General features: G+C 65.6%; 1 protein-coding gene (cut by a window edge). It reads left to right on the top strand.

Features of this window, described 5'->3' with window-relative positions; genetic code table 11:
• Positions 1 to 17,450, top strand: the 3' portion of a protein-coding gene (locus ACIBI6_RS33710; protein WP_396958901.1) for a non-ribosomal peptide synthase/polyketide synthase. 7,768 nt of this gene lie to the left of the window's left edge; the window shows 17,450 of its 25,218 coding nt (coding positions 7,769-25,218); its start codon lies off the left edge, out of view; its stop codon occupies positions 17,448 to 17,450.
• Positions 17,451 to 17,473: the final 23 nt, after the last annotated feature.

Raw genomic sequence — 17,473 nt, forward strand, 5'->3', positions numbered from 1 at the left:
CGCTGCCGATGGGCGGGCCGATCTGGAATACCCGTGCGTATGTGCTGGATGCGCGGTTGCGTCAGGTGCCTGTCGGTGTGCCCGGGGAGCTGTATCTGGCCGGAGCGCAGTTGGCTCGCGGCTACCTCGGTCGGGCCGATCTGACCGGTGAGCGATTCGTGGCCGATCCATTCGGTCCGGCTGGTACCCGGATGTATCGCACCGGCGACCTGGTCGTCTGGCGGGAGCGGGGTGTGCTGGAATTCCTCGGCCGCACCGACTTCCAGGTGAAGGTCCGCGGCCTGCGGATCGAACTCGGTGAGATCGAATCGGCATTGCTGTCGGTTGCCGGAATCGCTCAGGCCGTCGTCCTGGTTCGAGACGATCACGGTGGCCGACTGGTCGCCTACCTGATGGCGGACGGTGAACTCGATACCGACGGCGTTCGAGCCGTGCTCGCGCGTCGACTGCCCGCCTATATGGTTCCGTCGGTATTTGTCGTGTTGGATGAATTCCCGATCACTGCCTCCGGCAAGCTGGACCGAAAAGCCTTGCCCGCACCGGCTTTTACCGATATCGAATACCGTGCGCCGAGCGATCTCGCGGAAACCCTTGTCGCCGAGACATTCACCGTGCTGCTCGGCGTCGACCCGGTCGGCACGGATGACGACTTCTTCGCCCTCGGCGGCAATTCCCTCATCGCCACGCAACTCGCGGCCCGGCTGGCCAAAGCGACCGGCGCGGACGTACCCGTGCGCACCATCTTCGACGCCTCGACCGTGCGCGAGTTGGCGCGTCGAATCACGGTCGAACAGGAGTCGACACCTCCGGCCTTGCCGCCATTGACGGTTCAGGATCGCACCGAGCCGATTCCGCTGTCGATCGCCCAGCAGCGCATGTGGTTCCTGAACCGATTCGACGCCACGAGCGGTGGATACAATATTCCGTTCGCGCTGCGCCTCACCGGGGTGCTGAATGTGCCCGCGCTGGAACGTGCGATCGCCGATGTAATAGCCAAGCACGAGACACTGCGCACCATCTATCCCGAACACGACGGGGCCGCAACACAGGTCGTACTGCCCGCACGGACCAGGTTGGTGGAACTCGTCGCTCGTGCGGTGTCGACAGCGGAGTTGCCCGAACTCATCGCCACGGCGGCCCAGACCGGATTCGATGTCACGACCGAAGTTCCGCTGCGCGTCCGACTTCTGCGGCTCGACGACGGTGACTCCGGCATCAGGTCCCGTCAGCAGGTGTACGTACTGCTGTTCGTGGTGCACCACATCGCCGCCGACGGCTGGTCGTTCGCGCCGCTGACCAGGGATCTGGCTACTGCCTACGTCGCCCGCTGCGCGGATGTCGCGCCTTCGTGGAGTCCGCTGACCGTGCAGTACGCGGACTTCGCGATCTGGCAGCGCAATGCATTGGGCCGCGCCGACGACAAGAGTTCGCTGCTGGCCCATCAGCTGCGGTACTGGACCGGTCGGCTCGCGGGCGTTCCCGAGGTGTTGACGCTGCCCGCGGACCGGTCGCGGCCCGCGATCGCCTCCAACCGAGGTGGTGCCATTACCGGGCATCTGGATCGGGTATTGCACCAGGGCATCCAGCAGTTGGCGGCCGCGCATCGTGTGACCTCGTTCATGGTGCTGCACGCCGCGCTCGCGGTACTGCTGAGTCGCCTGAGCGCGAGCGACGATATCGTCGTCGGTACGCCGGTCGCCGGTCGCGGCGACGAAGCCCTGGACGAACTCGTCGGCATGTTCGTCAATACCTTGGTGCTGCGGACCGAGGTTCGCGCCGACGCTACGCTCGGTGAGCTCTTGGCCACGGTCCGCACAGCGGATCTGGCCGCCTTCGAGCACGCCGCCGTGCCCTTCGAACAGCTCGTCGATGTGGTGAATCCCGTTCGCTCGCAGGCACATGCGCCGCTGTATCAGGTGGCGATGACCTTGCAGAACCAGTCCAAGCCGGATTTCCAACTGCACCGTTTGAATATTGCCGCGCTCGATATCGGCCCCGCGCCGATCCAGCTGGATCTGGACTGGACCCTGACCGACCGCTACGACGGCGACGGTGCGGCTGACGGCATTGATGTGCATTTGCACTACGCGCTGGACCTTTTCGACAAGGCAACCGTTGACGGGTTCCTGGCGGGGTTCGAGCGGGTATTGCGCGCCATGGTCCATGACGTGCGCACTCTCGTCGGCAATGTCGAGCTGATGTCGGTGGCCGAACGCGGACTGCTGCTGTCGGATCGCAATGCCACCGCCCGGCTACTGCCTTCCGAGACCCTCGACGATCTGCTGTCGGCCCGCGTGGCTGCGACACCCGATGCGGTTGCGGTGATCTTCGAAGGCAACTCGGTGACCTACGCGGAACTCGAAGCCAGGGTGAACCACATTGCGCGCTGGCTCATTTCGGTGGGCGTCGGCGCGGAAGCCATCGTCGGTCTCGCCGCGCTGCGATCGATCGACATGCTCGTGGCCATATTCGCGATCGTGCGCGCGGGCGGAGCCTACCTGCCATTGGATCCGACCCACCCGGCCGACCGGATCGCGCAGGTGATCGACAGTGCCGCACCGGCTCTGGTGTTGACCGTAGGCGGCGCGGAACTGCCCGACGTCGGTGACGTCCGCGTGGTCGATCTCACCGACCTCAGCGGTTTCGACGCCCCGCCGATCGCTAGAGCACCGCTACACCGCGAGAACACGGCGTATGTGCTGTTCACCTCCGGCTCGACCGGGCGGCCGAAGGGCGTCGCGGTGACCCACCGCGCCATCATGAATCAGCTGCGCTGGCTCGAATTCCGCTACGGCGTCACCGCGGCCGACCGCATCCTGCAGCGTGCCCCGCTGACCTTCGATGTCTCGGTGTGGGAGTGCTTCCTGCCGATCGCCGTCGGTGCGCCGCTGGTAATCGCCCGCCCGAGTGGCCATCTCGACCTCGCGTATTTTGCCGGGCTGCTACGCGAACACGGCATCACCATCGCCGAATACGTGCCGTCGGTACTCGCGGCACTCATCGGTGAGGGGATGGGTGATGCGCTGCGCTCCTTTCGCCATCTGCACTGCGGTGGTGAGGCGCTCACCCCGGACCTGCTCGCGGCAATCCGCGCACATGTCGGTGGCGCGGTGCACAACGCTTACGGCCCGACCGAGGCGGCGATATCGGCGATCTATCACGAATTCACCGACGCCGACGGCGGTGATGTCGCCATCGGACGTCCGTGCTGGAACACCCGCGCCTATGTCCTGGACACACGGCTGCGGCCGGTTCCGATCGGTGTCACGGGTGAGCTGTATCTCGCTGGCGACCAACTGGCCCGCGGCTACCACGGACGCGCCGGACTGACCGCCGAGCGCTTCGTGGCCGATCCGTTCGGTGTGCCCGGGCGGTTGATGTATCGCACCGGCGACCTGGTGCGCTGGAACCGCGTCGGCGACTTGATCTACCTGGGCCGCAACGACTTCCAGATCAAGCTGCGTGGTCAGCGCATCGAACTCGGGGAGATCGAGTCAGTCCTGGCCGCGGTCGCGGGCGTGACGAATGCCGCGGTGATATCGACCCGCGACACCTCCGGCTACGACTGCCTGGTCGGCTACATCAGTGGGGCGGAATTGTCTCCGGATTCGGTACTCACGCAGGTGCGTGAGCATCTGCCCGGATACATGGTGCCCGCGCACCTGGTTGTGCTCGACGAGATGCCGCTCACCACGGTCGGCAAACTCGATCGCGCGGCGCTGCCAGCGGTCGAAGTCGCCGGTGCGGCAACGAAATTCCGTGCACCGCAGGAAGGCACCGAATCGGTGCTCGCCGCATTGATGGCCGATCTGATCGCCGGGCCGCGGATCGGCGCGGATGACGATTTCTTTGTGCGCGGTGGCAATTCACTATTGGCCATGCGGCTGGTCGCACGGGCGAACGCTGCCTTCGGTAGTGCGCTGAGCGTGCGTGAGATCTTCGAAGCACCGACCGTTGCCGAATTGGCTCTGCGGGTGACGTGCGCTGATGTCGTGCGGCCGGCGCTGGTGGCACGGGATCGTCCGGACCGTATTCGGTTGTCACTGGCGCAAACTCGGATGTGGCTGCTGAACCGGCTCGATCCGGATTCGGCCGTATACAACATTCCGATCACTATTCGCCTGACCGGTACGTTGGACGAAGCCGCCTTGCGCGCCGCGCTGGGCGACGTCGTCGCTCGGCACGAGTCGCTGCGCACCGTGTTCCCTGCGGACCACCTCGGTCCCGCGCAGGTGGTGACCGAATCGCTCGAATTGGAGCTGCGACGGGTCGAGATCACCGAATCCGATCTTGCCGCAGGGGTTGTCGGCTTCGCGGGCGTCGGGTTCGATCTGCGCAGTCGGATACCGGTGCGTGCCGAGCTGTTCCGGGTCGCTCCCAACGATCATGTGCTGGTCGTTGTGGTGCACCATATCGGCGCCGACGGTGTCTCAACGGGTCCGCTAGCGCGGGATCTGATGGTGGCATACAGCGCGCGCACCGAAGGTGTAGCACCGCAGTGGCAGCCACTGCCGGTCCAGTACGCGGACTTCACACTGTGGCAGCACGAGGTGCTCGGCTCGGCCGACGATCCGGACTCCGTACTGGCCCGCCAGATCGAGCATTGGCGCACCGAACTCGACGGACTCGCCCCGGTGCTGGAATTGCCCACCGATCGGCCGCGCCCCGCCGTGGCATCCGGTCGTGGAGCCGCGGTCGAGTTCGCCATCACCTCGGAGCTGACGGCCGCGATCGCCGGTCTGGCACGCGAACACGGGGTGTCGTCGTTCATGGTGGTGCACGCCGCCTACGCGGCATTGCTGGCCCGCCTGGCCCGGGTGGACGATATCGCGATCGGCACCCCCGTCGCGGGCCGGGCCGAGGCGGCGCTGGACGATCTGGTCGGCATGTTCGTCAACACCCTGGTGTTGCGCACCGAGGTGGCGGCCGAGGCGACCTTCGCCGAATTGCTCCGGCAGGTTCGTGCCACCGACGTACGGGCCTTCGCGCATGCCGACTTGCCGTTCGAGCGGCTGGTCGATGAGCTGAATCCGATTCGTTCACAGGCTCATTCGCCGATTGTGCAGACATTGCTCACCTTCGAGCACCGCGACGATACGGTGCTGCGCCTACCAGGCCTCGAGGTAGCCGCATATCCGATCGATAACCAGGTCGCGCAGTTCGACCTCGCGCTGGAACTCGCTGAGGGCGACGGTACCGCGATGCGTGCGGCCATGCGCTACGCGACGGATTTGTTCGACCGGGCGACGATCGAATCGTTCGCGGCGCGCTTCGTGCGCCTTCTCGCGGCGGTCGTGGCCGATCCCGCCATACGTGTCGGCGATATCGAGCTGCTGGATCGCAACGAGCTGTCCCTGCTCGATCTATGGAACGACACCTCGTTCGCGTTAGACGGCTCGCAGACTCTCGTTTCGCTGTTCGAAGAACAGGTGCTGCGGACGCCCGACGCAATCGCGGTGACATTCGAGGGGCGCAGTCCGGTCCACCCGTCGCCCGACCCCCACCTCTCATCGAGTCGCTACGCGACGCTGACATATGCCGAGTTCGCAAGCCGGGTACATCGGCTTGCGCGATGGCTGGTCGGTCATGGCGTAGGCCCGGATTCGGTGGTCGCGCTCGGCATGCGGCGCTCGCTCGACTTGGTGGTCGGAATGTACGCGATCACTGTTGCCGGTGGGGCGTACCTGCCGCTGGATCCCGACCATCCGGCCGACCGGATCGCTTATGTACTCGAGACAGCGCGGCCGATGTGGGTGCTGACCTCCGGTGCTGATCTGGAAACTGTCGCAGCAGGGCAGGTTCGAATCGATCGTCTGGAGCTGACGAGATATTCGCCCGCGCCGCTGACCACGATGGATCGGCTCGGTGTGCTGTTGCCCGGCCACACCGCGTATGTCATCTTCACCTCCGGTTCGACCGGCCGTCCGAAGGGCGTCGCGGTATCGCATGCCGCGATTGTCAACCGGCTGGTGTGGATGCAGACCCACTACGAGCTCCACGCCGACGACGCGATATTGCAGAAGACCCCGGTGACCTTCGATGTCTCGGTCTGGGAGTTCTTCTGGCCGTTGTGGATCGGCGCGCGGCTGGTACTCGCGCGGCCAGATGGTCATCGAGATCCGGCCTATTTGGCGCGCTTGATCGTCGATGAAGCAATCACGGTCGCGCATTTCGTGCCCTCGATGCTCGCGGTCTTCCTTGCGCAACCGCATGCGCGCGAATGTGTCACGCTGCGAGCGCTATTCGCTTCAGGTGAGGCGTTGCCTGCGTCAACCGCGCGGCGGGCCCGTGAGCTGACCGGTGCCCGCGTGCACAATCTGTACGGGCCGACCGAGGCAGCGGTCGATGTCACCTTCCACGAGGTGACCGATGCCGATGTGGAGTCGGTGCCGATCGGCAAGCCGGTATTCAATACCCGATTGCTGGTGCTGGATGCACGGATGCGCCTGGTGCCGGTGGGTGTGGCCGGTGAGTTGTACCTTGCGGGTGAGCAGTTGGCACTCGGCTATGTGCGTCGTCCGGAGCTGACGGCTGAACGTTTCGTCGCGAATCCGCTCCGCGGCGTGGGGGAGCGGATGTACCGCACCGGTGATCTTGTCCGCTGGAATACGAACGGTGAGCTGGAGTACCTGGCCCGCACCGACTTCCAGGTAAAGCTGCGCGGGTTGCGCATCGAACTCGGCGAGATCGAATCCGCGCTCACCGCACAGGATGTCGTCGATCAGGCCGTCGTTGTGGTGCGTACCGACGAGCGGCTCGGCGATCAGTTGGTGGCCTATCTGGTGGCCGACCCCTCGGTCGATATCGATGCCGTGCGCGCCGAACTGGATGCCGTACTACCTGCATATATGGTGCCGTCGGCCTTCGTCGTGCTGGACGCCTTCCCGCTCAATGCCGCCGGCAAGCTCGATCGCACGGCGCTGCCCACACCCGTCTTCGAGACCGTCACCTACCGTGCCCCCACTACCGAGACCGAACAAGCCGTCGCCGAGATCATGGGTGAACTGCTCGACATCGAAGGAATCGGTGCCGACGACAACTTCTTCGCACTCGGCGCAAACTCACTGATCGCCACTCAATTGGCCGCGCGGCTCGGTGCTGCACTGGATGCCGAAGTCCCCGTGCGGATGGTGTTCGAGGCACCGACAGTCGCTGGAATGGCGACCCGCGCTGCTCGGCTGACCGGCACCGGAGCTCGCCCGGAGCTCACCGCGCGTCAACGCCCGGACCTGATTCCGCTCTCGCCGGCACAGCAACGAATGTGGTTTCTCAACCGCTTCGATCCCGGCGAAACGGTCAACAATATTCCGGTCGCGATCCGGCTCACCGGTGATATCGACACCGATGCGCTCGCCGCCGCGTTGGCCGACGTGGTCGCCAGGCATGAAACCCTGCGCACCGTATACCCGGATGTCGATGGCGTCGGCTACCAGCGGATTCTGGACGCGGCGCACGTGCCCGAAATCGTCGCGCTGGATTCATCGGCCCTCGTGGACCTGGTTGCCACGCCTTTCGATGTCACCACTGAAATACCGCTGCGCGTCGGTCTGGCCACGCTGTCGGATCGCGAATACCTACTCGCCGTCGTGGTACATCACATCGCGGCGGATGGCTTCTCGATGGCCCCACTGGCCGACGATATCGCCACCGCATACGCGGCACGTGCCGCCGATGTCGAACCGACGTGGACGGACCTCCGGGTGCAGTACGCGGATTACGCCCTGTGGCAACGGGAGATCCTCGGAGCCGAGGACGATCCGGAATCGTTGGCCGCACGGCAACTGCGTTATTGGAGCCGCGTACTGGGCGGGATGCCCGCTCAGCTCGATCTGCCCTCGGATCGGCCACGTCCCGCCATTGCCAGCCACGCCGCCGCGAGCACCACCATCGGACTCGACGCCGCGATACGCGACGGCATTGCCACCATCGCCGTGCGATATGACGTCAGCCCGTTCATGGTCGTCCACGCCGCACTGGCCGTCTTGCTCGCTCGACTGTCCGGCATGGCCGACATCGCCATCGGCACGCCGATCGCGGGCCGCGGTGCCGCCGAGCTCGACGATCTCGTCGGAATGTTCGTCAACACGCTGGTGCTGCGCACCGAGGTGGCGGGCTCGGACTCCTTCGCCGCCGTGCTGCGCCGCGTCCGCGATGGTGACCTGGACGCCTTCGCCAATGCCGATGTGCCGTTCGAGCGGCTGGTGGAGGTGTTGGATCCGCCGCGATCGCAGGCACGGCATTCGCTGTTCCAAATCGCGCTGTTCTTCCAGAATCTCGCACCCGTAACGGTGGAGCTGGCGGGTATCGCCATCGCTGAATACGAGATCGACTACGACACGACACGTTTCGATCTGCAACTGACTGTCGGCGACGATGCATTGCGCTTCACCTATGCCACCGACCTCTTCGACGAGTCGACCATCGTGACCTTCGCCGCGCGCTTCGTCCGGCTGCTCGGTGCGGTGATCGGCGATCCCGAACAGGTGGTCGGCGATATCGATCTATTCGCGACCGGTGAGCTGGAACGGGTGGTGACCGCGTGGAACGACTCCGCGCACACCGCATTCGTCGCGGAAATGCTGCTCGACGAATTCGAGCAGCAGGCTGCCGCGACACCGGACGACGTTGCCTTGGTCTTCGACGCGACCACCATGACCTATGGCGAATTGGACCGCAGAACCAACCGGCTTGCCCGGCATCTGATCGCGACCGGTGTCGGTCCGGAGTCATTGGTGGCATTGGCGATTCGACGTTCGAGCGATCTGGCGGTCGCGATATACGCGGTGCTCAAGGCGGGTGGCGCCTATGTCCCGATCGACCCGGACCATCCGGCACAGCGCATCGCCCACATCATCGACACCGCCGCACCTATCGCACTGCTCACCACCGAGCGTGATCGTCAGGACTTCGGATATGCCGGTGCGACAGTGTGTGTCGATACCATCGCGCTGGCTCACCATGCCGACGATCCGATCGCGGCGAACGAGCGGAGCGCGCCGATCCATCCGCAGAACCCGGCCTACGTGATCTTCACCTCTGGCTCGACCGGAAAACCCAAGGGCGTCAGTGTTTCCCACGCCGCGATCGTGAACCAGATGACCTGGATGCAGTCGGAATACCGGCTGACCGCCGACGATGTTTACCTGCAGAAGACGGCGACCACCTTCGATGTCTCGCTGTGGGGTTACTTCCTGCCGCTGCGCATCGGTGCGACGCTGGTGCTGGCCACCCCGGACGGCCACCGCGAACCTGGATACCTCGCCGAGGTGATCGCCGAATACGGCATAACCGTCACCGATTTCGTGCCGTCGATGTTGAGTGAGTTCGCGGGACAGGTCGAAACGGCCGATCTCGACACATTGCGCACGGTATTCATCATCGGAGAGGCACTGCCCGCCGAGACCGTCCGGGCCTTCGGCGCACTGAGTTCCGCGCGCCTGCACAACCTGTACGGCCCGACCGAGGCCGCGGTGAGCATCACTTACCGCGATGTCACGGGCGAAATCGAGCGCACCGTCATGCCGATCGGCAATCCGGAATGGAACAGCCGGGTATACGTGCTGGATTCCCGGCTGCGACCGACGCTGCCCGGCGTCGCGGGGGAGTTATATCTCGCGGGCACCCAACTCGCCCGTGGCTATCACGGCAGGCCTGATTTGACGGCGGATCGCTTCGTGGCGAACCCATTCGGACCTGCGGGTGAGCGCATGTACCGCACCGGCGATTTGGTTCGCTGGGATACCAGTGGCGTGACCCCGGAACTCGTGTACCTGGGCCGCACCGACTTCCAAGTGAAGTTCCGCGGCCAGCGCATCGAGCTCAGCGAGATCGAGGGCGTACTCGCGGCCGTGCCCGGTGTTTCGCAGGCCGCCGCCAGCATGGTCGCCACGCATACCGGCGATCAACTCGTCGGCTACGTCGTCAGTGATGCACAGGGTGAAAGCGACCTGCGCGCGACAGTTTTGGCGGCCGCGATGGATGCTTTGCCGTCATACATGGTTCCGTCGGCGATTGTCGTGCTGGCCGCCTTCCCGCTCAATACCTCCGGCAAATTGGACCGAAAGGCACTGCCGGAGCCGGTATTCGACCGCGTCGCCTATCGTGCGCCGGTCACTCCGGCCGAAAGGTTGGTGGCCGAGGCATTCGAGGCGGTACTGGCACGGTCGCCGATCGGTGCCGACGACAACTTCTTCGACCTGGGCGGCAATTCACTGATCGCCACCCGGGTCCTGGCGCGGCTCGGCGAGCGGATCGGTCGTGTGCCTGTGCGGTTGCTGTTCGAGGCCCCCACCGTGCATGCCTTTGCGGCACGCCTGGCCGCCCAAGCGGGCGACCAGGTCGTACCGCTGATCGCCGGTCCACGCCCCGAGCGCGTTCCGCTGGCACCGGTGCAGCGCGGCATGTGGTTCCTCAACCGGCTCGACCCGGACTCGGCGGCCCACAATATCCCGGTCGCGGTGCGCATCGGCGGCGAGTTGGACGAGGCGGCACTGTGTGCCGCGTTCACGGATGTGATCGCGCGTCACGAGGCGCTGCGCACGGTGTACCCGGCCGATGCGAATGGCATCGGGCACCAGGTGATCCTGCCTGCCGAACCGGCACCGGTATCCCTGGTGGTCGAGACCCCCAGCTCGGTGGACGAGCGCATAGCCGAATTCCTCAGTGCTGGTTTCGATGTCACCACTGAGGTGCCGGTGCGCGCGATTCTGCTGCGGGAAAACGCGGCGAGCCATGTGCTCGTCGCCGCGCTGCACCACATCGCGGCGGACGGCCATTCGATGCGGCCGCTGCTGCGAGACCTGTTGTCGGCCTACCTGTCCCGGGTTGTCGGCGGGCCCCCGGTCTGGCCGGAACTCGCCGCACAGTACGCCGATTACGCGCTCTGGCAGACGGCCGAGCTGGATTCGGTCGCGGCCGAACAGCTCACGTACTGGACCGAAGCGCTGCGGGATCTGCCGGAAGAACTGGCATTACCCACCGATCGGCCACGTCCCGCCATCGCGTCCGAGCGTGGCGGCACGGTGCGTGCCCGCATTGGCAGTGGGGTCGGTATCCACGAAATCGCCGCGGCCCACAATGCAACACCTTTCATGGTGGTGCACGCAGCACTTGCGGTATTGCTGTCCCGGCTGTCGGGTTCCGCCGATATCGCCATCGGCACCCCGATAGCGGGTCGCGGCGCGGCGGCATTGGACGACCTGGTCGGCATGTTCGTGAACACCTTGGTGCTGCGCACCCATCCGGATCCGGCCTGCTCGTTCATCGATCTGCTCGACGAGACCAGAACAAACGATCTGGCCGCATTCGCCCATGCGACGGTCCCGTTCGAGCGCGTCGTCGATGAACTGGGCATCGCACGATCGCAGTCCAAACACCCGCTGTTCACCGTCGCGCTGAGCTATCTGAATGCCGGTGCGGCAGAGTTCACGCTGGCGGGCTTGGAACTGACTGCTGTCGAATTCGACGAGCCGGTGGCGCGCTTCGATCTCCAGTTCACCGTGGCGGCAGAACTCGACGCCGAAGGCCACCTGCCGATCGAACTCGACTACGCGACAGATCTTTTCGACGAGGCTACCGCCGCCGGGCTGCTGCGCCGGTTCGGTCGTGTCCTCGGCGCACTCACCGCGGATCCGTCCGCGCCGATCGGCACCATCGATGTGCTCACTCCGGCCGAACGTACCGAACTGCTCGGCAGGCGCGGCGATGAACCGGTTCCGCCGCGCACCCTCGCGGAGCTGATGGCCGCGGCCGTCGCGATGAATCCCGATGCGCTAGCGCTGATTTCGGATGGCCATGAATTGACCTATCGCGCACTGGACGAGCACTCGTCCCGCCTGGCCAGAATGCTGATCGGACACGGTATCGGTGCCGAAGACTTCGTCGCCGTGGCCATCCCGCGTTCCGCCGAATCCATCCTCGTGGTCTGGGCGGTGGCCAAGACCGGAGCCGCCTTCGTACCCGTAGACCCGACCTACCCGGCAGATCGAATCGCCCACATGCTGTCGGATTCCGGTGCCACGGTCGGTCTTACGCTCACCGCATGGCGCTCGGTATTGCCCGCAACCGCCGAATGGCTGGCACTCGACGCACCTGCCACGGCGGCCCGCATACGGCATTCGAGCGCGGCACCTCTCGCGCCCGATGAGCTGACGCGTCCCGTGCGCGTGGCCAATCCCGCGTGGATGATCTACACCTCCGGTTCCACCGGCACCCCGAAGGGCGTAGTTGCCACCCACGGCGGACTCGCGGGAGTGGCGCGTGCGCAGCGGGATCGCTACCAGGTCAACGCGACATCCCGCGTCCTGCATGTGGCTTCGCCCAGTTTCGACGCCTCCATGCTCGAACTCTTGCTCGCCCTACCCGCAGGCGCCGCACTGGTGATCGCACCCGCAGGTGTCTACGGTGGCGCGGAATTGACCGCGCTCATCCGGAATCGGCGGGTGACCCACGCCTTCATCACCCCGGCCGTGCTGCGGACGCTGGATTCGAACGAACTGCCCGAACTCACCCACCTGACCGTCGGTGGCGAGTCGTACGGCCCGGATGTGGTGCGACGCTGGGGAACAGGGCGGGCATTCCACAACACCTACGGCCCGACCGAGACCACGATCATCACCAATATCAGCGCACCGCTGCGGCCCGGTGAATTCGATCTGGGCAGCACCATTCACGGCATGTCCGCGGTGGTGCTCGATACCCGATTGCAACCCGTCCCGGATGAGGTGACCGGCGAACTGTACTTGCGCGGACCAGGCCTGGCGCGCGGTTACCACGCGCGGCCGGGACTTTCGGCGGATCGTTTTGTCGCCGATCCCTACGGGGTGGCGGGCGGGCGGCTCTACCGGACCGGTGATCTGGTGCGCTGGACCGTATCCGGCGCTATCCAGTACGTCGGAAGGGCCGACCATCAGGTGAAGGTGCGCGGTCTGCGTATCGAACTCGGTGAGATCGACGCGGTCCTCTCGGCCCATGAGAGCGTCGAATTCGCCGTGACCATCGGGCAAACCGATGCCACGGGCTCGGTTTCGCTGGTCGCGTATGTCGTCGCGAACGGAGCGATCGACACCGCTGAGCTCACGGCCTTCGCGGCGCGCTCACTGGCCGCCTATATGGTGCCCGCCGCCATCATGGTGCTCGACGAAATCCCGCTGACCCCGGTCGGCAAGGTGGACCGCAAGGCACTGCCCGCACCAGAGTTCCGTACCGCGACCTTCCGCGCGCCCGAGACGGCCGCCGAGCGAATCGTGGCCGAGGTCTTCGCCGAGGTGCTCGGCCTGGCCGTCGTCGGCCTCGATGACGATTTCTTCGCTATCGGCGGAAATTCGTTGACGGCAACACAATTGGTCGCGCGGTTGGGCGCTCGATCGGACACGACGGTCGGGGTGCGACTCGTCTTCGAGAACTCGACCGTATCGGCCTTGGCCGCTGCCCTCGACACCACTGCGACGCGTGCACGTGCGGCCTTGACTCGACGCACCGACACCGATCCGATACCGCTCTCGCTGGCACAGCAGCGCATGTGGTTCCTCAACCGCCTCGACCGTCAGTCGACCGCATACAACATCCCACTGGCAGTGCGGCTCATCGGTGATCTCGATATCGCCGCACTCAATGCGGCCATCACCGACGTGGTCGAACGCCATGAGGTGCTGCGCACGGTATACCCGCAGCACGAAAGCGGCCCGGTACAGGTGGTATTGCCGATGGCCGATGCGGGCGCGCCGGTGCTCGCCCCGATTCCGGTGCCCGTCGACGATCTGACCTCGGCGGTCGCAGATTTCGTAGCCGGCGGATTCGATGTGACCGGCTCGGTTCCCTTGCGCGCCAGGTTGTTCTGTCCGGTGGCAGGTCCGACAGGCCTCGGCGAATATGTGCTGGTAGTGGTCGTCCACCACATCGCAGCGGACGGCTCGTCATTGGTTCCGCTGGCACGTGACGTGATGACCGCCTACGCCGCACGTCGGCACGGCATGCCGCCGGAATGGATCCCACTGCCGGTGCAATACGCGGATTACAGCCGCTGGCAACGGGATCTGCTCGGGAGCGAGAACGATCCGGATTCGCTGATCTCCCAGCAACTCGGATTCTGGATCGAAGCCCTCACGGGCCTGTCCGCACAACTCACCCTCCCGACTGACCGCCCGAGACCTGCCATGGTCTCCACCCGCGGCCGCCATGTCGATTTCAGCATCGACGCCGACCTGCAGGCGAGGCTGGCGGAGTTGGGCCGGAACAGCGGAGCGACACTGTTCATGGTCGTGCACGCCGCTTTCGCGGTGTTGCTGGCCCGCCTTTCCGGCACCGCCGATATCGCCGTCGGTACTCCCGTCGCGGGTCGTGGTGCGGCCGAACTCGACGATGTCGTCGGTATGTTCGTCAATACCTTGGTGCTGCGTACCCAGGTGGACGCGGCCACCGGCTTCATCGAACTCCTGGATGGGGTACGCGCCGCGGATGTCGCCGCCTTCTCCAATGCCGACGTACCCTTCGAGCGGCTGGTCGAGGTGCTGAATCCGGAGCGCTCGACCGCGCGGCATCCGCTGTTCCAGGTCGGCTTCTCCTTCCACAACCAGGCCGAGGCGGAATTCGTAATGGACGGATTGACTGCCACCGCAGTCGATTTCGACTCCGAGGTCGCGCAATTCGACCTGCATCTGGTCGTCACAGATCGCTACCACCCGGATGGGAATGCGGCAGGCATGGCCGCATCGGTCACCTACGCGACCGCGCTGTTCGACGAAGCCACGGTCGCCGGCTTCGCCGGTCGACTGCAGCGTCTGCTGTCCGCCATCTGTGCCGAACCACAGTTGCCGGTCGGTGATCTGCCGCTACTGGACACCGCCGAACGCGATCGGATGCTGTTGTCCTGGAACCGGATCGAACACGAATTCGCTCCGGCCACCCTCATTGCCGCCTTCGAAGCACAGGTCGTCGAGACGCCCGATGCGGTGGCAATCGTCGATGACGCCGTAACTGTCACCTATGGCCAATTGGCCGCGCGGGTGAATCGGCTCGCCCGTGCCCTCATCGGCCGTGGCATCGGCCCGGATTCGCTGGTGGCTCTGGCCATTGCGCGCAGTGTCGACCTACTCGTCGCCATGTACGCGGTGGTGACGGCGGGCGGTGCGTATGTTCCGCTCGATCCGACCCACCCGCTCGACCGGACCACGAGCGTACTCGCCGCCGCCGACCCGGCACTGGTGCTGACCTCGGCGCAACGGCCGGTGCTGCCCGAATCGATGGCGGACCACCATTCGGTGCTGGATATCTCGGTTGCCGCAGGCGTTCTCGACAACAGTCCGATTCGTGCTGAGGAGCGGCTGTCCACACTCACTCCAGCGCACACGGCATATGTCATCTTCACCTCGGGGTCGACGGGAACGCCCAAGGGCGTCGCCGTCACGCACTCGGCGGTCGCGCACCAATTGGATTGGCTGCAAACGGAATACGAACTGCACGCCGATGACGCGGCGCTACTGATGACCTCGGCGGCCTTCGATCTCTCGGTCTGGGAGTTCTGGTGGGCCTTGCGCACCGGTGCGCGAGTAGTACTGGCACCGCAAGGCGCACAACGTGACCCGGCCGGCGTGGTGGATCTGATCCGACGCGCCTCGGTCACCACGCTGACGCTGGTGCCATCGCTGCTGGCCATGTTGGCCGAGGTCAGCGGTGATCAGCGACTGCCGAGATCGCTGCGGCGACTACTCGTCATCGGCGAGGCACTGCCCGCCGCGACCGTCGACCGGATCGGCGCCCGCACCGCCGCCCGCATCGACAACCTGTACGGGCCCACCGAGGCAGCGGTCTCGGTGACCCGATTCCGCACCGAGGCCGGTATCCGCCAGACGGTGGTCCCGATCGGCACACCGGAACCCGGAAACCAGGTCTATGTGCTCGACGACCGACTGCATCCGGTGCCGGCGGGAGTGACCGGTGAGCTGTACCTGAGCGGCGCGCAGCTGGCCCGCGGCTACCACGGCAGGTCCGACCTGAGCGCGGAGCGGTTCGTGGCCAACCCATTCGGCGCATATGGCACCCGGATGTATCGAACCGGCGATATGGTCCGCTGGGGTGCGGACGGCAACCTCGAGTACGTCCAGCGCCGCGACTTTCAGGTGAAGATACGCGGCTACCGAATCGAACTCGCCGAAATCGAGCATGCGCTGCGCGCACGTCCGGCGGTCGCCGAGGCCGTCGTCATCGCCCATCGCGGCGACCTGCTGGTCGGGTATTTCACCGCCACCGAGGCGATCGATCCGAATGCGCTGCGATCCGCCCTGACCGAGACGCTGCCGAGCTACATGGTTCCGTCCGTGCTGATCCAACTGAATGCCCTGCCACTCAACACCAACGGCAAGCTCGACCGGACCGCACTCCCGGAGCCCGAGTTGGGCATACGGGAATTCCGCGCTCCGGAAACAGAGTTGGAGCTGCTGGTCTGCGCCGTCTTCGCCGAAGCGCTGGCGGTCGAGCGAATCGGCATGGACGACAACTTCTTCGAACGCGGCGGCAATTCTCTGCTGGCCACGCGACTGGCGACCCAGCTGAGTATCGCACTCGCCGAACAGATCCCGGTGGTGTGGCTGTTCGCCGCGCCGACACCTGCGGACTTGATCACCCAACTGGAACTGCACCACTGCGGCCGCGGCCGCGTCGACGCGCAAGCCGCCTTCGATGTCCTACTGCCCTTGCGCCCCGGCGGATCTCGCGAACCAGTGTTCTGCATCCACCCCGTCGGCGGTGTCGCGTGGTCGTTCGCGGGTCTGGCCGCACATATTGATTCCGAACGCGGCATCTACGGCATCCAGTCGCCGGTGCTGAATTCGGTGGCGGCGCTGCCGGATTCCATCGAGAACTGGGCGGGACACTATGTCCGCGAAATCCGCGCGGTACAGCCCGAGGGCCCCTACCATCTGCTCGGCTGGTCACTCGGCGGTGTACTCGCACATGCCGTCGCGAACCAATTGCGGGACCAGGGCCAACATGTCGCGCTGCTGGCCATGATGGACAGCCCGCTGCACACAACGGTGGACGGTACGGCAAGCGTTCCGGTGGCGGATCTGCTCGGCGGTCTGCTCGGCGAACAAGCCGAGGATATCGACACCGAACTCGATCGCACCCAGCTCGCCCGCCGTATCGCAGAACTCCCGGAACCGTTCGCATCCTTCGGATTCGACCGGCTCGACCGTCTGCTGGACGCGGGCACGCACGCACTGGAGCTCATCACCCGCTACCGCCCACGGCCCTATAAAGGCAATCTCGTCTACTTCACCGCCGCACTCGACGACCCGACCGGGGCCACCGGCGCGGCCAGCTGGTCCGACGCAGTCGACGGCACCGTGCACAACCACGCCGTCCAGGCCACGCACTGGCGCATGACCTCCGAATCCGCCCTCGCCCGCATCGGCCACGTCCTGACCAATGTCATGGCGCACGCCGAGCGGGCCTGAACGCTCCCACCAGGAAGGCCGAT

Origin of the sequence: Nocardia sp. NPDC050412 (assembly GCF_044458825.1) — a bacterium.
Classification (GTDB): domain Bacteria; phylum Actinomycetota; class Actinomycetes; order Mycobacteriales; family Mycobacteriaceae; genus Nocardia.